Raw genomic sequence first — 22,792 nt, forward strand, 5'->3', positions numbered from 1 at the left:
ATGGAGGCCCGTCTGTTCGCGCTCCAGCGCCTTACGGCGATGGTGATGGCGCCCTTCGTCCTGGTGCATGTCGGCCTGGTGATCTATGCGGTCCGCGGTGGCCTGACCGCTGGCGAAATCCTCTCGCGCACCGACGGGAACTGGCTGTGGATCGTCTTCTACGGCCTGTTCGTGGTCAGCGTATCGGTCCACGTCCCCATCGGCTTGCGCAACATCCTGATCGAGTGGCTCAAGCTTGGCCGGCCGGCCGCCTCCGTCGTCGGCCTGGCGTTCGGCGCAATGCTGCTCGTCCTGGGCATGCGCGCGGTCGCCGCGGTGGGAGGGCTGGCGTGATGAGGTCCGCACGCAATCACCGCGCGTACTGGGCCTTCCTGGGACATCGCCTTTCCGGCCTGGCGCTGGCGCTGTTCGTTCCCGTGCACTTCTACGTGCTGGCAATGGCGCTGGACGAAGCCAGGCTGGACGCCTTCCTGAAGCTGGCGGAAATGCCGTGGATGAAAGCCGGCGAATGGGGGCTGGTCCTGCTGCTGACGCTTCACATGTTCTTCGGCCTGCGCCTGCTTGCGCTGGAACTTCTGCCGTGGCGCTCTCCGCGCGACGCGCGCGTTGCCTGGATCGGATGGGGATTTGCGATCTCGATGGCCACCGGACTGGCGTTCATCGCCGGAGTGATCTGACATGCGTATCGACAACCACAAGACGGACATTCTGGTGCTGGGCACCGGCGGGGCCGGCCTCTTTGCCGCGTTGCACGCGAAAAAGGCAAACCCCTCGCTGAAGGTGACGGTGACTGTGAAAGGCCTGCTTGGCAAATGCGGCTGTACCCGCATGGTTCAGGGCGGCTACAACGTCGCGCTGGCCGCGGGTGACTCGGTCGAGCGCCACTTCATGGACACGATCGAGGGCGGCAAGTGGCTGCCGCGCCAGGATCTGGCGTGGCGGCTGGTGGAAGGCGCGGTCGAACGCGTGCGGGAACTCGAAAACGAGATCGGCTGCTTCTTCGACCGCAATCCCGATGGATCGCTGCATTCCAAGGCGTTTGCCGGCCAGAGCTTTGACCGGACCGTGCACAAGGCGGACCTGACCGGCATCGAGATCATCAACCGGCTGATGGAGCAGGTACGCGCGCTGGATGTGGAAGAACTTGAAGAGCACCGCGCCATCGAGCTCATTCCGGCCGCCGACGGGTCGGGCATCTCGGGCGTGCTCTTCATCGACATGCGGGCGGGCACCTATCGCTTCGTGCAGGCCAAGGCCGTCCTCCTGGCCACCGGCGCCGGCCCGACCATGTATCGCTACCACACGCCGTCCGGCGACAAGACCTGCGACGGCCTGGCCATGGCATTGCGCTATGGCCTGAAGCTCAGGGACATGGAGATGGTGCAGTTTCATCCCACCGGCCTGCTGGGCGGACCGGATACGCGGATGACCGGCACGGTGCTGGAAGAAGGCCTGCGCGGCGCCGGCGGCTATCTGCTCAACGGCGAAGGCGAACGCTTCATGACGAACTACGACAAGCGCGGCGAACGCGCCACGCGCGACGTGGTCAGCCGCGGCATCTACGCCGAAATGCGGGCGGGACGCACCGGCCCGATGGGCGGCGTCTACATCCAGATGAGCCATCTGGGTCCGGAGAAAGTCGCCAAGACCTTTCCCGGCATGGTCAATCGGTGCAAAGACTGCGGATTCGACCTGGCCGGTGGCAAGGTCGAAGTGGTGCCGACCGCGCACTACCTGATGGGCGGCGTTGAATTCAATGTGGATGGCTCGACCGCCTCGCCGGGCCTGTATGCCGCGGGCGAAGACTGCGGCGGCGTGCACGGCGCGAACCGGCTGGGCGGAAACGGCGTCGCCAATTCCACGGTTTTCGGGGGCATCGCGGGCGATGCGATGGCCGCCTATGTCGCCCGCGAAGGCCACTGCCGCGATCCGGACCAGCAGGTCATCGCGCGCGGTGTCGAACGCGCCGAGTTCCCGTTTTCGCGGCGCGCCGGACGCATCCATGAACTGCGCGATGCGCTGTCGCAGACGATGTGGGACGACGTGGGCGTGCTGCGCAATCGGGATGCCATGGAACATGGCCTTGACGCCATTGCCGCCCACCGCGCCGCCCTGCGCGATATCGGCGTGGCGGACGGCGACCGGCGCTTCAACCTGACCTGGCACGACTGGCTCAACCTTGAAAGCCTGGTCGACATCTCAAAGGTCATCACCGTGTCGGCGCTGGCGCGTGAAAACAGCCGCGGCGCGCACTATCGCGAAGACTTCTCCGAACCCGGCGACCTGCACACCAGCTGCTACACGCGCGTCAGCGCGCGGGACGGCGACGTGAAGCTGGAGATGGTGCCGGTTTCCTTTGACATCGTGAAGCCCGGCGAATCGCTGATCGAAGGCGAAGCAGGCAACCCCCAAAGCTGAAGGCAACCCACCATGAGAATTCCCGTTCAAAAGATTGAACAAGCCGCGCTGGAAATCATGCGCCGCGCTGCAATCGAGATCCCCAAGGACTACAAGGAAGGCATCCAGGCGCTCCAGAAAAAGGAAACCGGCAAGCTGCCGCGATTCGTCATCCACGCCATGATGGACAACTGGGAAGCCGCCGACCAGGACCGGCGCCCGATGTGCGCCGATACCGGCCTGCCGCGGTATTACGTCAAGGTCGGCAACGAGGCATCCGTGGACGCCGGGTTCGTGGCCGTGGAGCGCGCGCTGCGCCACGCCACGGCCGAAGGCACCGTCACCATTCCGCTGCGGCCGAACCGCGTGCATCCGCTCTGGCGCACCGACCACAACAACAACGTCGGCATCAACGCGCCGGAGATCGAATGGTCGTTCGAACCGGACGCCGACTGGATCGAGATCACCACCGTGCACAAGGGCGGGCTTTTCGGCACCGACTACCGCATGCTGTTTCCGGGCGACGGCATAGACGGCATCAAGCGCTTCGTGCTCGATACCCTGATCGCATTCGGCAAGCGCGGGCTGGCGTGCCAGCCCGCCATCGTCGGCATCGGTCTGGGCGGCTCCAAGGACACGTGCATGCAGCTCGGCAAGCAGGCGGCCTGTCTGCGCACAGTGGGCGACCGCAATCCCGATCCCAAGGTGGCCGAACTGGAGCTTGAACTGATGAAGCTCGGCAACTCGATCGGCATGGGCGCGATGGGCTTCGTCGGCACCGGCATGGTGGTCGACTGCCACATCGAATGCGGCTACACGCACACCGGCGGCATGCCCATCAGCCTGCATACGTTCTGTCTGTCTTCGCGCCGCGCCACCGCGCGAATTCACGCCAACGGAGAGATCCAGTACCGCACGGATCCCCAATGGTTCACGCCCTACATGCGCCGGGAGACGGTCGAATGGTAAACAACGACGACGACATCAAGGTCTTTCACCTGGACCTGCCCGCCAAGACGGAAGACATCGCCAAGCTTGAACTGGGATCGGCCGTGTACTTGAATGGCTTGGTGTACACGGCTCGCGAGGGCGTCTACAAGAAGGTGCTGGACGAGGGCCTGCCGCTGCCGGTGGATCTGCGGTCCGTCAGCAACGTCAACTTCCACTGCTCGCCCGCCGCCGCACCCGACGGCCACGGCGGCTACAACGTGGGCGCGGTCACCGCCACCGCATCGTTCCGATTCTCCAAATGGATTCCCCGGTGGCTCAGCGAGACGGGGTGCCGCATTCTGATCGGCAAGGGCGGCATGCCCGCCGATGACTACAAGCAGGTACTGGCGCCGGGCGGCGCCATCTACCTGACCACGGTCGGCTACGGCACGGGTGCGCTGCTGGGACGGGGCATCAAGCAGGTTCGCGAGGTGCATTGGCTGGATGAGCTGGGCATCGCGCAGGCCATGTGGCTGTTTGAAGTCAAGGACTTCGGGCCTTTCATCGTCGAAAGCGACCTGGACGGGAACTCGCTTTTCGCGCAGCACGCGGAAACGATCAACGCCGGCATCGAAAAGCTCTATGCCGGGTTGAAGCCGCCCGCGTTGCACCGCTACGGTGAGACCGACGACCGCAAGGACGAAGTGATGTAGGCGCCGCCTTGCCGCGCCCCCAATCGGATTCCATTCAAAGAGACTGCGATGATCATCGACTTTCGGCTTCGGCCGCCCGTGGGCGGCTTCCTGAACACGCTGATGTACTCAGCGGGAGAACGGCGCGACGGCTTCACGCGGACGGTGGGATTCGAACCCTCCAAGGCGGCCCAGCAACAGTCGATGGACCTGCTGCTGCAAGAGATGGTGGCAGCCCGGATCGATCGCGGCGTGGTGGTGGGCAGGCTGGCCGGCGTGCTGGGCAGCGTGTCCAACGACGACGTGCGCGGCATTGTGGCCGCACACCCGGACCGGTTCATCGGCGCGGCCTCGATCGACCCCACCGACCGGCGCAAGGCCTGCCAGACCATCGATCAGGCCATCGAAGACGGTTTTCGGCTCATCAACATCGAACCGGGCTCGTATCCGGTGCCCATGCACGCGGACGACCGGCGTCTTTATCCCATCTATGGCCATTGCGAAGACGTCGGCGTGCCCGTGATCATGATGGTGGGCGGCACCGCGGGACCCGATTTGAGCTATTCCGATCCCATTCGGACCGATCGCGTCCTGACGGATTTCCCCAACCTCAATGTCGTGGTCGCCCACGGCGGCTGGCCCTGGGTCAACGAAATCCTGCACCTGGGCTTCCGCCGGCCGAATCTGTGGCTGTCGCCCGACATGTACTTTTCGCGCATGCCCGGCTGGGAGGAATACGTGAAGGCGGCCGACAGCTTTCTGTCCGACCGGATGCTGTACGCCAGCTCGTTTCCCTTCTGTCCCGTGCAAGGGTACAAAGAGTGGTTTGAGCGCTTGCCGATCCGTGAGGAAAACCTAAAGAAGGTCATGGGAGGCAACGCCCGGCGCCTGCTCGGGATGTAGCGCCGAACCCCGCGCGTTTCGCAACGCGCCCCTACCAGGACGACTCTTGCATGGACATCCGGACCCTCTACACGCTGATAGCGATCGCAGACCACGGCAGCTTCGCCGAGGCCGGCAACACGATCGGCCTGTCGTTGTCTGCCGTCAGCATGCAGGTCCGCGCCCTGGAGGATGAATTGGGCATCACGATCTTCGACCGCAGCCGCCGCCCGCCGATCCTGACCGACACGGGCCTTGCACTGGTCCACCGCGCGCGCGACCTGATCACGCACTGGGAGAGCATGAGCGCCTCGCTCAAGAAGGGAACGTCGGCCGGCCTGCTCAAGCTGGGCAGTGTGCACACCTGTGTGTCGGGTGTGCTGCCGCTGGCCCTGCGGCACCTGCAAAAGCAGGGGCATGGGCTGGAGGTTCACGTCACCACCGGGCTGACGCATGACCTGGAGCGAGCCATCTACCACCGCCAGCTCGATGTCGCCATCGTGACCGAGCCAGATGCGCCGCGCTCCGGCCTGGACTTCCTGCCTTTCGTCGAGGAAGAGCTTGTCGTCATCGCGCACCGGTCGGTGCAGGGCGCCAGCGACCAGGAAATCCTGGAGCAGACCCCGTATGTGCGATTCAACCGCTCTGCCCGCGTCGGCCATCTGGTGCAGGAAGAAATGGTGCGCAGGCGCATCACGGTGCGGTCGACCATGGAAATCGACAACCTGGAAGGCGTCATTGCGATGGTGGCCAATGGCCTTGGCGCGTCGGTGGTGCCGGCCAGGCGCGGCCGCAACGAGTTCCCGGCGGGAATCCGGGTCACGCCGTTCGGCTCTCCGACCATCAAGCGCCGTCTGGGCATCCTGGCGCCCCAGGAGAATCCCCGATCGCATCTTTCGCAGTTGCTGCTCGACGCGTTGAAGTCCGTCTGCGCCAGCCAGACCCGATGACGACGCGAGGCGCATCCCTATTCCTGATCCGCAGTACGTAGCTCAGCAGTCCAGCAGTGCGTAACCCAGCAGTCCAGTAGTCCGCCAACAATCACCGCGACGCCCCAAAAAAAATCGAGCCGGCTGGCCCGAGGGACAGTTGCTGCCTGGCAAAACCCGCCCTTCCCGCAGATCGGCGGGCCGCGCCTACCGCGATCGAAGGAGACAACACCGTGAAAGACGAACATCAACTTCTGTATGCACGCCGCCGTCTGATCAAGGCCATGGGATATGGGCTGGCGCTGTCGCCCTGGCTGGCAGCGCCCGCGCGCGCGAACTGGCCATCGGACAAGGCCATCCGCATGGTCATCCCGTTCTCGGCGGGCGGCGCCACCGATTTGCTGGGGCGCGCGCTCGCCTCCGAAATGGCCAAGGGCCTGAACCAGACCATCGTCGTCGAGAACCGCGCGGGCGCCGGTGGCAGCGTGGGCGCGCAGGCCGTGGCCGGGTCACCCGCGGACGGCTATACGCTGTTGCTCGCTTCGGGAAGCATGTTCACCGTCAATCAGTTCATCTACAGCAAGCTGCCCTACTCGCTCAACGACTTCAGCCTCATCGCCAAGGTCGCCAGCGGACCGATGGTCATCACCGTCAATGCCGAACTGCCTGTCAAGAACACGCGGGAACTCATCGCCTACGCCAAGGCGCGGCCGGGCAAGCTCAGCTTTTCGTCCGCAGGGGTCGGCAGCCAGACGCATATGGCCGGCGAAGCCTTCACGGACGCGGCCGGCATTGAACTCATGCATGTCCCGTACAAGGGGGAAGGCCCGGGCTACACGGACCTGATGGCAGGCGTCATCCAGGTGGCTGTCGGCAACATCAATGCAATCGCGCCGCTGCTCAAGGGCGGCCGCCTGCGCGCGCTTTCCGTCACGGGCAAGGAACGCGCGGCCTTGCTGCCCGGCGTGCCGACCACCGCCGAGGACGGCGTGCCCGGCTTCGAGTTCACCGGCTGGTTTGCGCTGATGGCGCCTGCCGGCACGCCGCAAGCCGCGATAGACCGGCTGCTTGCAGTGGCCAACCAGGCTGTTGAGCAACCGGGCTTGAAGCGGTACCTTCAAGACCAGGGCATGGCCCCCACCATCGTGCCTGGCGCGGCGCTGCAAAAGGAGATTGCCGCGGAGTCCGCCAAATGGCAGGCTCTGGTGCAAAAGAAAGGCATCACCGCCAGCTGACCCACCGCAAGGCTTCATCGCGCGCCAGCCTTACTTCGCCCATCGAGGTGCTGTTTCCCCCCATGCCCACCGAATCGCTTGCGTTCGTCATCCCCGTCATCTTCGTCGCCTATACGGTCTTCGGGATGACGGGATTCGGCGCGGCCATGGTCGCCGTGCCCGTGCTGGTCCAATTCATTCCCCTGCAACTGGCCGTGCCGCTGGTCGTGCTGTTTGACCTGACCTGCACGGCCCTGGTCGGCGGCAGAAACTGGAGACGCGTCAGCCTGGCCGAATTCAAGCGTCTGCTGCCCTGGATGCTGCTGGGCATCGCGCTGGGGGTCACGCTGCTGCGCGACGCCGGGGCCCGCTGGCCCCTGATCCTTCTGGGCGCGTTCGTGCTGGTCGTGTGCATCCAGGGCCTGCGAGGCGCCCGGGGCGGCCCCAAGCCGCCGCTCAAGCCCATCTGGGCATTTCCGTTCGGGGTGTTCGGCGGCGTCTTCAGCGCGCTGTTCGGCACCGGCGGCCCCATTTACACGATCTACCTCTCGCGACGCCTGGACGCGCTGGAGCAATTCCGGGCAACCATTTCGGTCGTGATCCTGCTGAGCGGGGTCGTGCGGGCGGCAGCGTTCGGGGCCGCGGGCATGTACTCCAATCCGGACATCCTGCGCGCCGCCGCGGTGCTCCTGCCCGTTGCGCTCATCGGCCTGTACGCCGGCTCGCGCTTCAGAACGCGCGTCTCTCCCGAACTGCTGAAGCGATCCATCTTCGTGCTGCTTGCGATCGCGGGCGCCGGTGCGATCTACCGCGGGTGGATGTCGCCCGCATGAGCGGCATGGCGCCGCGCGGGCTGGCGACCCGCGGCGCGGGCAGGCGGCCGCGTGCCCGCCGCCCGCCGCCACGGTCACTTCGCCGTCGGCATCGCGAATTCGGCGCCCTTGCCGATGCTCTCCGGCCAGCGCTGCATGATCGACTTCTGGCGGGTGTAGAAGCGCACGCCTTCTTCGCCGTAGGCATGCATGTCGCCAAAGAGGCTGCGCTTCCAGCCGCCAAAGCCGTGCCAGGCCATCGGGACCGGAATGGGCACATTGATGCCCACCATGCCGACCTCGATGCGCCGGCCGAATTCGCGCGCCACGTTGCCGTCCCGCGTAAAGCACGCGACGCCATTGCCGAACTCATGCGCGTTGATGAGATCCACGGCTTCCTTCAGGTCCTTGACCCGCACGCAGCCCAGGACCGGACCGAAGATTTCTTCCTTGTAGATGCGCATGTCGGGCGTGACGTGGTCGAACAACGTGCCGCCCATCCAGAAGCCGTCGCCGCACCCCTCGCCTGCCTGCGTGCCGTTGAAGCCTCGGCCATCGACCAGCAGCTTCGCGCCCTCCGCCTCTCCCAGCGCGATGTAGCCGCTGATGCGCTCGTGCGCGGCGCGGGTCACGATCGCACCCATTTCGGCGGCAGGGTTCTCGCCGTCCAGCACCTTCAAGGCCTTCGTGCGCTCGATCAGCCTGGGCAGCAGGCGGTCGGCCACGTCGCCCACCAGCACGGCCACGCTGATCGCCATGCACCGCTCGCCCGCCGATCCGTAGCCGGCGCCGATCAGGGCATCCACGGCCTGGTCGATATCGGCATCGGGCATCACCACCATATGGTTCTTCGCGCCGCCCAGCGCCTGCACGCGCTTGCCCAGGCGGGCGCCGGTCTCATAGATGTAGTTGGCGATCGGCGTGGATCCCACAAAACTCACCGCCTTCACGCCGGGATGCGTCAGCAGCGCATCCACGGCGACCTTGTCGCCCTGCACCACGTTGAACACGCCATCGGGCAGACCTGCCTCGCGCAGCAGTTCGGCGATGTGCAGCGACGGACTGGGATCCGTCGGGCTGGGCTTGAGCACGAACGTGTTGCCCGCGGCGATCGCCACCGGAAACATCCACATCGGCACCATCACCGGAAAATTGAAAGGCGTGATGCCGGCCACGACGCCCAGCGGCTGGCGCAACGTCCAGTTGTCGATGCCGGTGGAAACCTGTTCGGTATGCGCGCCCTTGAGCAGTTGCGGAATGCCACAGGCGAACTCCACAATGTCGATGCCGCGCGCGACTTCGCCTTGCGCATCGCTGAACACCTTGCCATGCTCGGCGGTAATCAGGCGAGCGAGCTCGTCGCGGTGGCGGTTCAGCAGTTCAAGAAATCTGAACAACACGCGCGCACGGCGGATCGGCGGCGTGTCGGCCCATGCCGGGAAAGCGGCCTGCGCGCTGGCTACCGCGCGCTGCACCTCGTCGGGCGTGGCCAGCGTGACGTGACGGGTGACGGCGCCCGTGGCCGGATTGAAGATGGGCTGGCGCGCGCCTGTCCCATCGACGCGGCTTCCGGCGATAAAGTGTCCGGCGATGGATTCGCCGGCGCTGCGTGGGGTTGCATGCATGGTGTTCTCCTGTGCTCAAGCGTGAAGTGCGGGTGCTGGCACTATGTCGTGCCGCCCGTCGCGCGTCGAGACCAGAAGGCTGGAATCAGTGTTTGCGGTTCTGAACAATGGAAATTGGCATGACAAAGACAAGACGCCTGGAAGACCTGTGGTCGCACATTCACTGCCTGGGCGTGCTGGCCGACACCGGAAGCTTCACGGCCGCCGCGCGCCGGCTGCAGATCAGCAAGGCGTCGGTCAGCCAGCGCATCGTGGAACTGGAGCAGGCGGCCGGCGTTCCCCTCGTGCGGCGAACCACGCGCAGTGTCAGCCTGACCGAGGCGGGGGCAAGCCTGGTCGACCACACCGCGTCGGCCTACCAGCGCATCGAAGCGGGATTCTCCGCGGTCCGCGACTTGTCCGACGGCCCGCGCGGCGTGTTGTCCGTGACGGCACCCGTCGCCTTGGGGCGCCAGGTCATCGCGCCGCTGATACCCGGTTTCCTTGCGCGCTTTCCGGACGTCCGGATTCAGCTTGAACTGAGCGACCACCTGGCTTCCCTGGCCACCGAGGGATTCGACCTGGCGATCCGGCATGTCGCCGGCGTGCCCGACACCCATGTCGCCTCGTTGATCTGCGAGACGCGCTCGGTGCTCGTCGCCACGCCGCAGTATCTGTCGGCGCACGGCACGCCGCGCACGCCCACGGATCTGGAGGGCCACAATTGCCTGCACTACCTGCGTCGCAGCGGCGGCGCGACCTGGTCGTTCGAATCGCTTGATGGGGACAAGCGCGTCGCCGTGCCGGTGCGCGGCAGCTTCACGGCCAACAACAGTGAAGTCCTGCGCGAGGCGGCAGCCGGCTCGGTCGGCATCGCGCTGCTTCCGGATTTCAGCGCGGGCCAGGCGCTGCAGCGCGGCACACTGGTCGAGGTCCTGCCAGGATGGCGCGTCGTCGGCGACTATGCCGAACGGCTCTATGCAGTCAGGCCCTACACGCCGCGCGTGCCCCTGACCGTGACCTCGTTCGTCCAGTATCTGCGCCAGGCGATTCCGGCCGCCGAAGGCCTGGCGGCCGGCATCGCCCCGCATGCCCACGGCTAATTGACCTGCAACCCCGCCTTGGCCACCAGCTCGGCATAAATGGTGGCGCCCTGATCGACGTACTTTGCCGTATCGGCGGGCGACAACACATGCGGAATGCCGCCGAAGTTGGCGTTGCCTTCGATCCACTTCGGGTCCTTCGAGATCTGCTGAAGCGCGGAGGCCCACTTGTCCACCGCTTCGGCGCTCATGCCCGGCGGCCCGAACAGACCGCTCCAGCCGATGACGGCCTCGAGCTGCGGCAGATTCGATTCGCGTGCGGTCGGAATGTCCGGAAACTGCGCAAGGCGTTCCGGCGTCGTCGTCAGCAAGGCGCGCAACTTTCCACCCGCAAGAATTCCGGTCATCGAGCTCAAGTTGTTGCAGGCGAAGTCCACATCGCGGCTCAGCACCGCCATGGCCACCTCGCTGCCGCCCTTGTACGGGACGCTGACGGCCGCGTCGGGCTTCAGTCCCAGACTGCTGAGCAGCAGTTGCGGGGCAAGGTTCTGCACGGTCGCGGGGCCGGAATGGCTGTAGTTCAGCTTGCCGGGCCTGGCCTTCAATGCCTGGGACAGATCGCCGATGGTCCGGTAGGTGCTATCCGGATGCACCACACAGACCACGGGGTTCAGCTCCAGCAGCCCGATGAACGTGAAATCCTTCGAGGTGTAGGGCGTTGTCTTGGGCTGCAACGCGGGCAGGAGGACCTGGGAACCAATGCGTCCCATCAGCAGCGTGTACCCGTCGGGCGCTGCATTCTTGACCGCGGCCGATCCGATCGCGCCGTTGGCCCCGGCCTTGTTGACCACGACCACTGGCTGCCCAAGAACGCCTTGCGCGGCGGCGGACAGATTGCGGGCCGCCATGTCGGCGTCGCCGCCCACGCTGAAAGGCACGATGAGCTGGATCGGTTTGGCAGGGTAAGCCTGGGCAGCGGCCAGGCCGGGACAGGTGAGAAGCAGGCAAAACGCGGCGCGAGCGGACCCGCCCGGGCGGATGCCGGTGAGGCTGATCATGGGATGTCTCCTGGTCGTTCTACGGGACGAAACCGGACTGCGGCAACGCTCGATGCCTTGAGCTCAATGACCGGTCGTGGACTGCATTGATGCTGCGTGGAAAACCGGCGCGGCCTCGCCCGCGAGAGACACGTTGATGCAGGCTGGCAGGCCGCTGGCGGCGGCCTGGCGCAAGGCGGTGGTCAGGCCTGCGGCGTCGTGCGCCGCAAACCCCGCGCCGCCCAGCGCCGAGGCGACATCGTGGTAGCGAGCCGCCGGAGAAAGCTCGCACCCGATCAGCCGCTGCGGGCCGTAGGTGCGCATTTGAATCAGGTGCTCGGCGTTCCAGCGCAAGTCGTTGCCGATCACCGCCGTGATCGCCGCGCCTTCGCGCACCGCCGTGTCCAGCTCCATCAGGTGGAACCCGGCGGTGCCGTCGCCCATCATGACGACCACCGTGGCGCCGGGCCGTGCGATCTTTGCGGCGATCGCATAGCAGACCCCTGCGCCGATCGCCCCGGACATGCCGTTGATGATGCGGACCGGCGCCTGGCAGAAGGCTTGCGCCCATTGGCCAAACTCGCCGCCGTCGCAGATCAGGATCGGATCGGGCGCGGACGCCAGAAACGCCTGCACGGTCTCGCACAGCGCGCGCGGATCCAATGCGCCCTGCGCCGGTGCGGACGGCGTCTTCACCGTCCGGCTTTGCAGCGCTTCATCGACCTGGGCGCGCCACGCAAGGCGTTCGGCCGAGGGTTGCGCCGCCGCCACCGCCGCCAGTGCCGCCGACGGGTCGGCCTGCAATGCCAGGACCAGACGCGCGCCAAGCAGCCGGCCCGCGCGTTCCAGCATCGCGGGGTCGGGGTCGATGACCGCGACGCGGGCCGCTTCTCCAAGCGCGCCGGTGCTGCCGAATCCCAGCGTGAAGTCCAGGCACTTTCCCGCCAGAACGATCAGGTCGGCGCTTGGGATGATGCCGGCCAAGGCCCCCAGCGACGGATCTTTCAGCCCGCGGGGGCTTTCCATCGGGATGATGCGCAGCCCCAGCGCGGCTTCGGCTGCCGCGCGCGCGGAACGTCCTTGCGGCCGCGCGCTCGCCGGGCCGGCCAGCACCAGCGGACGCTGCGCCGAATGCAACAGGTCTGCCAGTTGGTTCACGCTGGAAGTATCCACCGAGGCAACCGGCGGCTGAACGGCTGGCGCGTCGGGAAGGTCCGCCATGCCCGACTCGGCGGTCAGCAGGTCAAAGGGCAACGCCAGGTGGACGGGGCCGCGACGCGGCGCAAGCGCCTGCGAGATCGCCGCTTCAAGCGCAGGGCAAAGCTCTGCCGCGGACCGCGGGCGGACCGACAACTTGGTCAGCGGACGGGTGATGGAGACCTGGTCCAGTTCCTGGAACGCGCCAGAGCCATCTTCCGACACCGAAGAGTCGCCCGAGATGAGCAGCACCGGGCTTTCCGCCTGCGAGGCCGAATAAAGCGGCGCGAGTCCGTTGGTCAGGCCCGGCGCGGCGGTGATCAACGCCACGCCGAGTTCGCCGGTGATCTGCGACCACGCATCGGCCATGAAGACCGCGGCCGCTTCGTGCCGGACGTGGATGATGCGGATGCCTGCGTCGATACAGGCATCGTATAGCGGCATGATCTGGTTGCCGGAGAGGCTGAAAATGGTATTGACGCCCCGCCGACGCAGCGAGCGAATGATCAACTCAGAACCAAGCACGTTTGTCTCCCCCGAGGTTGCGCTTGGCTGTGCCCTGCAACCTTTTATTGATCCGACATGTTTCTTTGACGCATTTGCGGCTCAGTGTATCGGGTAACAGCGGCGTTTAGGTTGATGTTTTTTGAACCAAGGATCACGCCCGCCGACGCGTGGCGGCATGCCCTCACACGCTGAAAGCGGATCCCTCTATACAGATCGGCGCGCCTGGTGTTTCATACCGTCTTGGCGATCCATGACATTGCGCGGCCGTCGCGCGGCACTCTTCGAAGGCGACACCATGGCAAAAAGACACCTTGGCGCGGCACTTGGCCTCATGACCTGGATGATGACGATGACCCCCAGTTTTGCCGGTTCCATTGGTTACCTGGGGCCCGCGGGCTCCTGGACCCATCAGGCGTGCCTGGACCTGTTCGGGCCCAACGCGCTTGTCCCGCTCACGCGCGACGAACTCTTTTCTGGCTACGCATCGGGCAAGCTGACCCAGGCGTGCGTCCCCGTGACGACGTCGGTCGTTGGCGTCACGCCCTATCTGGACGCCGTGCTGGATCTGCCCGATGCCGTGGTGGTCGGCGAATACCCCAAGATGCTGGGCTACAGCCTGCTGGCGCGTCCCGGCGCGACGCTGCAAGACATCAAGGAAGTGTTCGCTCACCCGGTGGCATTCGAGGAAGTGAAACCCTGGCTGGACCGGGAAATGCCCACGGTGAAGCGCACCGAGTCTGCAAGTGGCGGCGCCGCGGCCAAGACCGTTGCGGAAAGCGCCACCCTCGACAAGGCCTCGTTCGGTCCGAAGGTGGGCGCCAGCGTGTATTCGCTGAGCGCGCTGGTCGATGGGATCGAGGAAGGACCGCACAATGTGACGCGCTGGTGGGTGCTGGGCCGCGACCTGCCCGCGCCCACGGGACATGACAAGACCTCGCTGGTGCTCTCGACTGCGGACGACAACCTGAATGATGCACTGCGCGCCCTCGTGCAGGCCAACGTTGCCGTGCTGACGATCTATGAGCGTCCCAGCAAAAAGACGCTGGACACGCATCGGTATCTCGTCGAGGTCGCGGGCCATGCCGCGCAGGAACCCCTGGCCGGGCTTTTGAAGGCGCATCCCGAATTCCGGTTGCTGGGTTCCTATCCGCGCAAGTGAGCGGCGGTTGATTCCCCATGCGGTGTTGCGCGCGCGCCGCGCCCCGCCACCTAACAACTCTAATTAATAGTATTTCTTATTCGCATTCGGTAGACTGCAGGGCATCTTGCAATCTCCCGACTCCCTATCCCTCCCCGCAGTCGAGCAGCTTTATCGCCATCACCATGGGTGGCTGCAAGGCTGGCTCCATCGCAAGCTGGGCGACAGCGGCGACGCGGCCGATCTGGCGCAGGACACGTTCGTTCGGCTGATGGCCGCGCGCCGTCCGCCCGTGCTGCGCGAAGAGCCGCGCGCGCTGATCACGCATATTGCCAAGGGGCTGCTGGTTGACCATTGGCGCCGCCGCGCCGTGCAACAGGCCTACCTGGACGCCATCGCGCACCTGCCTGAGCCGCAGGTACCGTCTCCGGAAACGGGACTCATGATCGTGCAGACGCTGGTGGCGATCGACGCCATGCTGCAGCGCCTGCCCGCGGCCACGCGCGACATGTTCCTGCTGGCGCAACTGGACGGTCTGACGCTGCAAGAGATCTCCGAGCAGACCGGCAAGCCCGTGATCACGGTGCGCCGCCATCTGCGCAAGGCCCTGATGGCCTGCATGACGGCCGCCGCATGAGCGCGCCGGGCGATCTATTGCTGGAGGAAGCGGCCGACTGGGTCATCCGGCTGCGCTACGAGACCTCCGACGCGGCCACGCGGCGGGCATTCGAGCGGTGGCTGGCCCAAGGCGAGGCCCACGCGAAGGCCTGGGCCCGCGCCGAGCAGGTGCTGGGCGTGTTCGAAGACGTACCCTCCTCCATCGGACATCGCGTGCTGCGCGCCACCCGCAAGCGCCAGAGCCGCCGAACCGTGCTGCGCGCGGCGCTGGGGCTGGGCGTGCTCGCCCCGGCCGGCTGGATGGCGTGGCGCGAGGCGCCCGCCTGGCGCGCCGACCTGCGCACCGCGGCGGGCGAGCAACTGACACGTCTGCTCGACGATGGCACGCAGCTGGTGTTGAACAGCGGCAGCGCCGTCGACCTGCGCTACGGCGCGGGCGAACGCCGTCTGGTCCTGGTGGCCGGGGAAGTGCTGGTGACGACCGGCCATGAATCGCAGGCCGCGTACCGGCCCTTCGTGGTGCAAACCCCGCAGGGCGAGGTAGAGGCGCTGGGCACACGATTCTCGGTGCGTCTGACCCACGACCGCACCGAGGTCATGGTGTTCGAGCACGCCGTGCTGGCGCGCCCCGCCAGCGGCACGCCCCTGCGCATCGACGCCGGGCAACGCAGCAGCTTCACGCTTGGCCAGGCCGGCGTGCTGACGCCGGTGGACGACAGCGCGGCGCTCTGGGCGCAAGGGATGCTGGTCGTGCGCGACCAGCGCCTGGCCGACGTGGTGGCCGAACTGGCGCGCCATCGCCCGGGCTTTCTGCGCTGCGCGCCCGAGGTCGCCGACCTGCGGGTCTCCGGCGCGCTATCGCTTCGAGATACCGACGCAGCCCTGCAGGCGCTGGCCGAACGCCTGCCCATCGACGTGCAACGGGTCACCCGCTACTGGGTATCGGTCGGTCCCGCCGGCGCTTGAGCCCCCGCCGGGAAAAATATTTTGCGTCGAGGTGATCACTTTTTCGATGTCGTGCGGAGTAGGAAGTAAGACCGCATCAAGGGGATGCGGGCGCTTCTTGCTTGACGATGTAAGGATGAAAGAGTGATGGCACGTGTACGCGCAGCGCGGGACAGAGGATCCCGCAAGGCAATGATCTGGACGGCGCTCTGGTGCGCGGCAGCGGCAAGCGCGTCGGCGGGCGCACAATCCGCAGCCCCGGCTGGCACGGCGCCGTCCTCGCAGATGCGCTCCGTCGCGATTGGCGCGGGCCCGCTCGACAACGTGCTGGCGCGTTTCGCCGCCGCAGCTGGCGTGCAGATCGTCTACGACCCCTCCTGGCTCGCTGGCCGCCAAAGCCCCGGCATTTCCGGCGAGATGACCGTGCAGCAAGGGTTCGACCGTCTGCTCGCGGGCACCGGCTACCGCGCCCAGCCCAGCGCGGCCGGTACTTACTCCCTGCAGGCCGTCCAGCAAGGCGCGGTCACCCAACTGGCGCCCGTCACCGTGACCGGAACGGCAGAACGCGCCACCAGCGAAGGCACGAACTCGTACACCAGCAATGCGGTCACGCTGGGCAAGGGCGTGCAAACGCTCAAGGAGATCCCGCAGTCCGTGTCGGTCGTGACGCGCCAGCGGCTTGACGACCAGAACCTGAACAGCCTGTCTGACGCAATGCGCAACGTGACGGGCATCACGGTCGAAACGCTCTCCAGCGGCGGCAACATGTCCGGCTTCATCTCACGCGGCTACACGCTCGACTCGATCCAGGTCGATGGCATGCGCGCCCCCGCCGGGGCAGGCAACCTGTCGGCGGGTTTCGACCTCGCCATCTACGACCGCATTGAAGTGCTGCGCGGCCCGTCCGGCCTTTACCAGGGCACGGGCGAACCGGGCGGCAGCGTGAACCTGGTGCGCAAGCGTCCGCTACAGGAATTCGCATTCGGCGCGCAAGCCAGTGTGGGGTCGTGGGACTACTACCGGGCCGTGGCCGACCTGAGCACACCCTTCGATAGCGAAGACAAGGTCCGCGGGCGCTTCATCGCGGCCTACGAGGATCGCGGCTCCTTCGTGGACCGGGTGAGTTCCGAGCGGCCCACGCTGTACGGAATCATCGAGGCCGATCTAACGCCAAGCACCACGCTGGCGGCCGGCCTCACGCATCAGCGCTCCCGCATCAAGCCCGCGTTCGGCCTGCCCGCCTACGCCGATGGCTCGCTGCTCGACGTGCGCCGCGGCACCAATCTCAGCGCGGAATGGAACCGCATCGAAGAAGAGACCGCCGAGATTTTTGCCGACCTCTCGCATCGCCTGGACGGCGGCGGCGCCGTGAACGCAAGCGTGTTCCATCGCGACACCGACACTCCCACCCGCCTGACCACCTGGCCCAACCGCGCCGTCGATCCGCTTACCGGCGACACCAACCTCATCGCCTGGTCGTACCGCAACCACTGGAAGACCACCGGCGCGGACGCGCACGTGAATCTGCCCTTTGAAGCCTTCGGCCGCGAGCACAGCCTGCTCATGGGCGCCGACTACAGCTACACGCGCAAGCAGTTCAACTACGGCGGCGGCACGATCTTCCCGACCAACGTGTACGACCCCGTCATCAACATGCCGCTGCCGGAGATGGAACAGGTCAACGGCAACGACGGACGCACCCGCGAATTCGGCCTGTACACGCGCGCGAACATCCAGGCAACCGACCACCTGAAGGTCATCGCGGGCGCGCGCCTGTCCTGGTGGAAGAACGACGCGCGCAACGATAACCAGTACTTCGGCGACTTCAGCCAGACAACGACCCGCATATCCGCGCGCACATCGCCCTACGCCGGGCTGGTGTACGAGCTGACGCCGCAGCTGTCCGCCTACGCAAGCTACACCAGCATCTTCCAGCCCCAAACCGAGATCGATGCGCAAGGCAACACGCTGTCGCCACGCGTGGGCCGCCAGATCGAAACCGGCCTGAAGGGCGCGTTCATGGACGGCGCGCTCAACGCGCATGCCGCGCTGTTCCAGATCGTGGACCGCAACCGCGCGATGAGCGACCTGAACAATCCCATGTACTCCGTCGCTGCGGGCAAGGTGCGCAGCCAGGGTTTCGAAACCGAAGTCAGCGGCTTGCTGCTGCCGAACTGGGACATCGTGGCCGGCTACGCCTACACGCAGACCAAGTACCTGGAAGCGGCCCAAGCCCAGCAGGGACTGTCGTACAGCACCATCACCCCGCGCCACGCCATCAATCTCTGGACCCGTTACCGCTTCACGCAGCCGGCCCTGGAAGGTTTCAGCGTGGGCACTGGCGTGCGCTGGAACAGCGGCAACTATCTGCAAAGCGGCAACGTGCGTTGGGAACAGGGCAGCTACGCGCTCGTCTCGGCACAGATCGGCTACCGCTACAACCGGCACCTGGAAGGTACGCTCACGGTCGATAACCTGTTCGACCGCAAGTACTACGAAAAGCTGGGCGGCGCCTCCCGGCAAAACTACTATGGGCAACCGCGCAGCGTGATGCTGACCCTGCGCTATCAGTATTGATTCAGCGCGCTTCCTTCAGCAGCGTCCGGACTTCCTCCCGCCTGCCCTCGTCAGCCACTTCGCGGCCGGGGCGGGGCGGCGCCTTCAGCGCCTTTTCCAGGTAAGGAATCGCTTCGGACTTGCGGTTCCGGTACACCAGGTAATCCGCATAGAAGTAGTTCGGATCGATGCCGTCCGGGTTGATGGTCAACGCCTGCTGCAGCAAGGCCTCGGCGCGCTTGTTGTCGCCGAATCCCACCGGCCAGCCGGGCACCTTGTAATACAGCACGCCCAGGCTGTTCAGTGCGGACCCGTCCAGCGCCTTGCTGTCGATCTGGATGGCGGTTTCGTACTCGGCCTTGGCCTGTTTCGCCAGGCTGAGCGCCCCCATGCCGCCCTTGGCGCCTGCCCACGAGCTCAGGATGATGCCTTCCCAGATATGCGGTTCGGCTTTGTTGGCGTAACGCTGCGTCAGGTCGTGGGCCTGCTTGGACAGTGCCTCGAAGCGCTTGGCGCGATCGTTGGGCGGGGTCTTGTACTGAACTTCCGCCCAGCCGTTTTGCAGCTCGCGGATACCCTGGTCCATGTCGGCGGGTGCCGCGAGGGTAAAGGTGGAAAACAAACACGCCACGCCCGCCAGCAAGCCGGCGGCCGCATTGCGCAGGCCGATATTCTGATTCATGACTAGGCTCCAGTAGGAAATTTCAACGACATCAAGGCGCGGCGATGCTTCGCAAACGCGCCGTCCAACCATTCAGGGCAAAGACCATTGACCCGTGCCGCGACGGATTCGATTCCGCCCGCGAAGCGTTGGCGCGATTCGCTTTGCAGCATGCGCGATACCGCCTCTGCGATTTCTTCCGGGCTATCGCTGGCCGAATCGGTTTCTTTGTTGAACGCCAGCACTTCGGGCGAGTTGAACGGCGTGTCGATGGCCCGGGGCGCGTAGTACTGCACCCGGACGGACGAGTCGGCCAGTTCGCGGCGCAAGGCTTCGGAGTACATCCGAAGCGCGGCCTTGCTTGCCGCATAGGCCGAGAACCCCGGCACGCCCAGACTTCCCAGCGTCGATCCGATGTTCAGCACCTGTGCGTGCGGCTGCGCCAGCAACAGCGGCAGCATGCCGGCGGTCAGCATCATGGGCGCGACGACATTCGTGTCCATGAGCTGGCGCAGCGCTTCGGTCTGCAGGGACTGCGCCGGCCCAAATGCGGCCAGCGCCGCATTGTTGATGAGCACGTTGGCATTGCGGGCGCCGGCGGCATCGATGACCGCGTTGCGGCCGGCGTCGGTGGTCACGTCCACCACCAGCGCGTCCACACGCGACCGGTCGCGCGCCCCGGCGCTCAGCGACTGCGCCAGCGCCAGCAAGGGCGCTTCGCTGCGGCCGACCAGCAGCAGGCTCGCGCCTTCGTCGAATAGCCGGCGCGCAATCGCGCTTCCGAGGCCGCCCGCAGCGCCCGTCAACACGACGGAGGCATCGCGCGGGCTCATGCGCCCTGTCCTTGCGAAGACGAGCGCGGCAGGGAACGGAAGATCGCCCCATAAAGCCCGTAGAACATGTTGGCGGCATGGACCACGGCGGCGCGGTCGGCGTCGTCGTCCAGGCGGTTGACCAGATCGGCGAAATGCGCGGTGTGCTCCTGGTCCAGCGTGCCGTGGGACCGCAGATAGCTGAAGGCGCTTGGCGGCAGCGCCAGCGCGCGCTGGATCTGGTCCGCGGCGTTCAAGGCCAGCGTGACGCTGGTGCCCTCCAGCACGTGCACCATGCCGAAGAATCCCACCGGATTCTTGCGCGCGATGGTGTCGTAGGCGTAGGCCACCATGATTTCGGTGGCCGGCCCGGGTCCGGCGCGGCGAACTTCGTCCGCATCGTGTCCCAACGCACGCAGGTCATTGAGGATCCAGGCATCGTGGCCGGTCTCCTCCTCGATGTATTCATCGATCGCGGGCAGCATCCATGCCAGGCGTGCCGGCAAGCGCGCGCGGCACGCGTGCATCAGCGGCACGGTGTGGCTGACGTGGTGATAGGCCTCGCGCAGAAACGCCGCATAGGCGGGCCGCGCAACCTGGCCGCGCAGGCAATCCTGGATGATGGGCGTGGCCACCAGGGACTCCCGGGCCTCGCGCGTCTGTTCAAGCAACTGTTCGAAAAAGGTCATGATGGGTCTACATCGATAGGTGAGCGGTAACCCGCGGAAAAGAGATCGGCATGCAATTGGGCAACGGCCTGCCGGCGCGGACGCCCATTCACCGTCGCCAGGCCGCTGGTGGCAGAAAACCCGGCCCGCGCGCGCATCCAGGATCCGATCCGGGCATAGTCCGGCAGCCCCTGGTTGACCTGGTCGACGCACGCTTGAATGGCGCTATCGCTCGGATTGCCCAGCGGCCAGATCACGGCGCCCAGCGCTGCCTGGCCTTCGCCCAACACGACGCAGTGGGCGATGACGGGCTGGTTCGCCAGGCGCAGCTCGACCCATTCGGGCGACACATTGCGTCCGTATCCGGTAATCAGCACATTCTTCTTTCGACCGCGGATATGCAGGAATCCGGCATCGTCGATGCGGCCCAGGTCGCCTGTCGGCAACCATGTCGAGGGCATCGCGGGCTGCCCCAGATAGCCCAGCGCCAGCGCGCCGGCCACCTCGATTTCACCGTCGGCAGCGACGCGCACGCGCGCATGCGGCAAGGGGCGGCCCGCCGATCCGGGACAGTCCGCGCCGGGCAGGTTCAGGGTCTGCACCGAGCAGGCCTCCGACAGCCCGTAGCCTTCATAGGCGGGTATCCCCTGCGCGCGGGCGCTTTCCAGCAGGTCGCTTCCCACCGCCGCCCCGCCCACCGCGACGAAACGCAGCGTGCCGGGGCCGGCGAGGCCAGCCGCCCGCAGCCAGCCCGCATAAGCGCGCAACATCTGCGGCAGCACGATGACGCTTTGCGCGCGGCCCGCCACGAGGGCTTGGTGAAACACGGCCGGATCGAAGCGCGACGATCCCTGAAGCCCGATGTCCTTCAAGGGGTTGACGCAGATCGCCGCACCCTCGATCAGGGGCGCGTAGACGCCCGCAATGTTCTCCAGCAGCACGGGCAGGGGCAGCGCCGTGAAATGGCGCGCAATGCCTAGCGGCCGCGTGGCGGCCGCAAGCCCCCCCGCCACCGCGAGCATCTGGTCCGCGCCCAGGCACACGCCCTTCGGGCTGCCGGTCGACCCGGACGTAAAGGTGATCTTCGCGGTTCCAGCGGGCAACGGCACCTTGGCGAAAGCGCGCCGGAAAAGCGCCGACTGGCCCTGCGCTTGCGTGGCGATCTCGAACCCGAAGGCTTGCAGCATGGGCTGCAGAGACGCAGGCCCGACGACGGCGTTCACGCCCGCGGCATCCAGGGTCTCGCGCCACTGGCCAGGCGTGAAGAACAGTGGCAGGGGCACGTGCACCACGCCTGCTTGAAGACAGGCCAGATCCCGCACGATCCATTCAAGACCGTTGTCCATCAGCGAGGCCACGACCGTCGCCCCGCGCGCCGCGAGGGCGTCGGCAAGCGAGTCCACGCGGGCGAGCAGCGCCGCGTAGTCCAATCCCTCTGACGGGGTCTGGACCGCAACGGCACGCGCGCGGGCAGGTTCCCTCAACAGCGAGAAAAAGTGGGACACGTTCATACGTCCAACTCCGGAAGGCGGCCAAGAATGGCATTGAGCCGCCCCGCGAACACCGTCGGCGCATGCGCGTAGTAATTGCCCCAGTCCTTGCGCTCGGCTTCGTTCAGGTGGTCCGAGGTGGCCGCCGAGATCGGCTGATGCGCCAACCCCATTCTCTGGAACAGATGGTGCAGTTCGATGGTGAGCGTGCTGACCGCCCAATCAAAACCCTCGGCGTGCAGATGCCGTGCCAGAAGCGGCACCAGCAACCTGCCGCCGCCGGGACGCACGGCGGCGAACTGCCCGGCTTCAACGATGAGACTGCGCGCAACAGGCGCGCCTTGATCGCGCACGTATTGCTCGATGGGCGCGGACAGGTAGCGTTCCAGAAAAAGCGGATCGCTCGCGCTGCGATAGCCCGCCGCCGCCAGGATCTCGCCGTCGCGCTGCACGCTGACCAGCGTGGGCAGCCACTCGGTCAGCCGGGCGCCGAAGCGCTGTTGATAACGTTGGTGAATGTAGGACTCGATCCGCGCGCGCATCGGATCCTCGATGGGATGGATGTGCAGCGTGGCGGGCATGGGCCGAGGCCGCGCGGCCATCGCCGTCCAGGCGGACGGGGCGAAACATTTGTTGTGGGGCATGCGGTATTCCATGCTT

At 66.3% G+C, this 22,792-nt stretch carries 22 protein-coding genes; 14 read left to right on the forward strand and 8 right to left on the reverse strand.

Annotation, left to right across the window (positions count from 1 at the left end; translation table 11 throughout):
* The 9 genes from H4P35_RS22015 (at position 1) to H4P35_RS22055 (ending at position 7,877) form a co-directional block, all read left to right on the forward strand.
* The gene (locus H4P35_RS22015; protein ID WP_226847013.1) at positions 1-333 is read left to right on the forward strand and encodes a succinate dehydrogenase; all 333 of its coding nucleotides are present in this window, start codon (positions 1-3) and stop codon (positions 331-333) included.
* Positions 333-677, forward strand: coding sequence for a succinate dehydrogenase (locus H4P35_RS22020; RefSeq protein WP_108696761.1), 345 nt, complete (start codon positions 333-335; stop codon positions 675-677). The genes H4P35_RS22015 and H4P35_RS22020 overlap by 1 nt, the downstream gene beginning before the upstream one ends.
* A gap of 1 nt (position 678) precedes the next feature.
* Positions 679-2,418 (forward strand): L-aspartate oxidase, encoded by a 1,740-nt coding sequence (locus tag H4P35_RS22025; protein WP_226847014.1) that lies wholly within the window; start codon positions 679-681, stop codon positions 2,416-2,418.
* 12 nt (positions 2,419-2,430) lie between these two features.
* Positions 2,431-3,366: a fumarate hydratase gene (locus H4P35_RS22030; RefSeq protein WP_056325844.1), complete on the forward strand. Its 936-nt coding sequence runs from the start codon at positions 2,431-2,433 to the stop codon at positions 3,364-3,366.
* Entirely contained in the window at positions 3,360-4,040 is a 681-nt protein-coding gene (locus H4P35_RS22035) for a fumarate hydratase C-terminal domain-containing protein (protein WP_056325841.1), read from the forward strand. Before H4P35_RS22030 ends, H4P35_RS22035 begins: the two co-directional genes overlap by 7 nt.
* A gap of 48 nt (positions 4,041-4,088) precedes the next feature.
* Complete coding sequence (locus H4P35_RS22040; RefSeq protein ID WP_226847015.1) at positions 4,089-4,922, forward strand: amidohydrolase family protein; 834 nt, start codon at positions 4,089-4,091, stop codon at positions 4,920-4,922.
* A gap of 50 nt (positions 4,923-4,972) precedes the next feature.
* Positions 4,973-5,851 (forward strand): LysR substrate-binding domain-containing protein, encoded by an 879-nt coding sequence (locus H4P35_RS22045; protein WP_056325836.1) that lies wholly within the window; start codon positions 4,973-4,975, stop codon positions 5,849-5,851.
* A gap of 212 nt (positions 5,852-6,063) precedes the next feature.
* A complete protein-coding gene (locus H4P35_RS22050; RefSeq protein ID WP_226847016.1) occupies positions 6,064-7,065 on the forward strand; it encodes a tripartite tricarboxylate transporter substrate binding protein in 1,002 nt (333 codons plus the stop codon).
* A gap of 62 nt (positions 7,066-7,127) precedes the next feature.
* Positions 7,128-7,877 (forward strand): sulfite exporter TauE/SafE family protein, encoded by a 750-nt coding sequence (locus tag H4P35_RS22055; RefSeq protein WP_152382494.1) that lies wholly within the window; start codon positions 7,128-7,130, stop codon positions 7,875-7,877.
* Between the two features lie 74 nt (positions 7,878-7,951).
* Here H4P35_RS22055 and H4P35_RS22060 read toward each other — a convergent pair whose 3' ends face one another.
* Complete coding sequence (locus tag H4P35_RS22060) at positions 7,952-9,481, reverse strand: CoA-acylating methylmalonate-semialdehyde dehydrogenase (protein WP_226847017.1); 1,530 nt, start codon at positions 9,479-9,481, stop codon at positions 7,952-7,954.
* A 119-nt stretch (positions 9,482-9,600) separates the two neighbouring features.
* On the opposite strand from H4P35_RS22060, the gene H4P35_RS22065 reads away from it, so the two are divergent.
* Positions 9,601-10,563, forward strand: a complete 963-nt coding sequence (locus tag H4P35_RS22065; protein ID WP_152382496.1) for a LysR family transcriptional regulator — start codon at positions 9,601-9,603, stop codon at positions 10,561-10,563.
* Here the strand turns inward: H4P35_RS22065 and H4P35_RS22070 are convergent.
* Both H4P35_RS22070 and H4P35_RS22075 read right to left on the reverse strand, forming a co-directional pair.
* A complete protein-coding gene (locus tag H4P35_RS22070; protein WP_152382497.1) occupies positions 10,560-11,561 on the reverse strand; it encodes a tripartite tricarboxylate transporter substrate binding protein in 1,002 nt (333 codons plus the stop codon). The two genes, H4P35_RS22065 and H4P35_RS22070, sit on opposite strands and share 4 nt — an antisense overlap.
* A gap of 63 nt (positions 11,562-11,624) precedes the next feature.
* Positions 11,625-13,262 carry a thiamine pyrophosphate-binding protein gene (locus H4P35_RS22075; protein WP_226847018.1) on the reverse strand — a complete coding sequence of 546 codons (1,638 nt, stop codon included), beginning with the start codon at positions 13,260-13,262 and terminating at the stop codon, positions 11,625-11,627.
* A gap of 313 nt (positions 13,263-13,575) precedes the next feature.
* On the opposite strand from H4P35_RS22075, the gene H4P35_RS22080 reads away from it, so the two are divergent.
* The 4 genes from H4P35_RS22080 to H4P35_RS22095 all read left to right on the forward strand — a co-directional run bounded on the left by H4P35_RS22080 (position 13,576) and on the right by H4P35_RS22095 (position 18,522).
* Positions 13,576-14,403 carry a prephenate dehydratase gene (locus H4P35_RS22080; RefSeq protein WP_226849519.1) on the forward strand — a complete coding sequence of 276 codons (828 nt, stop codon included), beginning with the start codon at positions 13,576-13,578 and terminating at the stop codon, positions 14,401-14,403.
* 106 nt (positions 14,404-14,509) lie between these two features.
* Complete coding sequence (locus tag H4P35_RS22085; RefSeq protein WP_062839808.1) at positions 14,510-15,019, forward strand: sigma-70 family RNA polymerase sigma factor; 510 nt, start codon at positions 14,510-14,512, stop codon at positions 15,017-15,019.
* A complete protein-coding gene (locus H4P35_RS22090) occupies positions 15,016-15,966 on the forward strand; it encodes a FecR domain-containing protein (RefSeq protein ID WP_226847019.1) in 951 nt (316 codons plus the stop codon). The genes H4P35_RS22085 and H4P35_RS22090 overlap by 4 nt, the downstream gene beginning before the upstream one ends.
* A 171-nt stretch (positions 15,967-16,137) precedes the next feature.
* Complete coding sequence (locus H4P35_RS22095) at positions 16,138-18,522, forward strand: TonB-dependent receptor (protein ID WP_226847020.1); 2,385 nt, start codon at positions 16,138-16,140, stop codon at positions 18,520-18,522.
* Position 18,523: 1 nt separating this feature from the next.
* On the opposite strand, the gene H4P35_RS22100 is transcribed toward H4P35_RS22095, so the two are convergent.
* Genes H4P35_RS22100 through H4P35_RS22120 form a run of 5 tightly spaced genes read right to left on the reverse strand, consistent with a single transcriptional unit; the run spans position 18,524 to position 22,776 of the window.
* Entirely contained in the window at positions 18,524-19,183 is a 660-nt protein-coding gene (locus H4P35_RS22100) for a hypothetical protein (RefSeq protein ID WP_226847021.1), read from the reverse strand.
* 2 nt (positions 19,184-19,185) lie between these two features.
* Entirely contained in the window at positions 19,186-19,995 is an 810-nt protein-coding gene (locus tag H4P35_RS22105) for an SDR family oxidoreductase (protein WP_226847022.1), read from the reverse strand.
* Positions 19,992-20,663, reverse strand: coding sequence for a TenA family transcriptional regulator (locus tag H4P35_RS22110; RefSeq protein WP_226847023.1), 672 nt, complete (start codon positions 20,661-20,663; stop codon positions 19,992-19,994). The genes H4P35_RS22105 and H4P35_RS22110 overlap by 4 nt, the downstream gene beginning before the upstream one ends.
* On the reverse strand, positions 20,660-22,153 hold the full coding sequence (locus H4P35_RS22115) for an AMP-binding protein (RefSeq protein ID WP_226847024.1): 1,494 nt from the start codon (positions 22,151-22,153) through the stop codon (positions 20,660-20,662). Before H4P35_RS22115 ends, H4P35_RS22110 begins: the two co-directional genes overlap by 4 nt.
* Positions 22,150-22,776: a thermostable hemolysin gene (locus H4P35_RS22120; RefSeq protein WP_180097898.1), complete on the reverse strand. Its 627-nt coding sequence runs from the start codon at positions 22,774-22,776 to the stop codon at positions 22,150-22,152. Before H4P35_RS22120 ends, H4P35_RS22115 begins: the two co-directional genes overlap by 4 nt.
* Positions 22,777-22,792: the final 16 nt, after the last annotated feature.

Origin of the sequence: Achromobacter sp. 77 (assembly GCF_020541125.1) — a bacterium.
Lineage (GTDB): Bacteria > Pseudomonadota > Gammaproteobacteria > Burkholderiales > Burkholderiaceae_B > Achromobacter > Achromobacter mucicolens.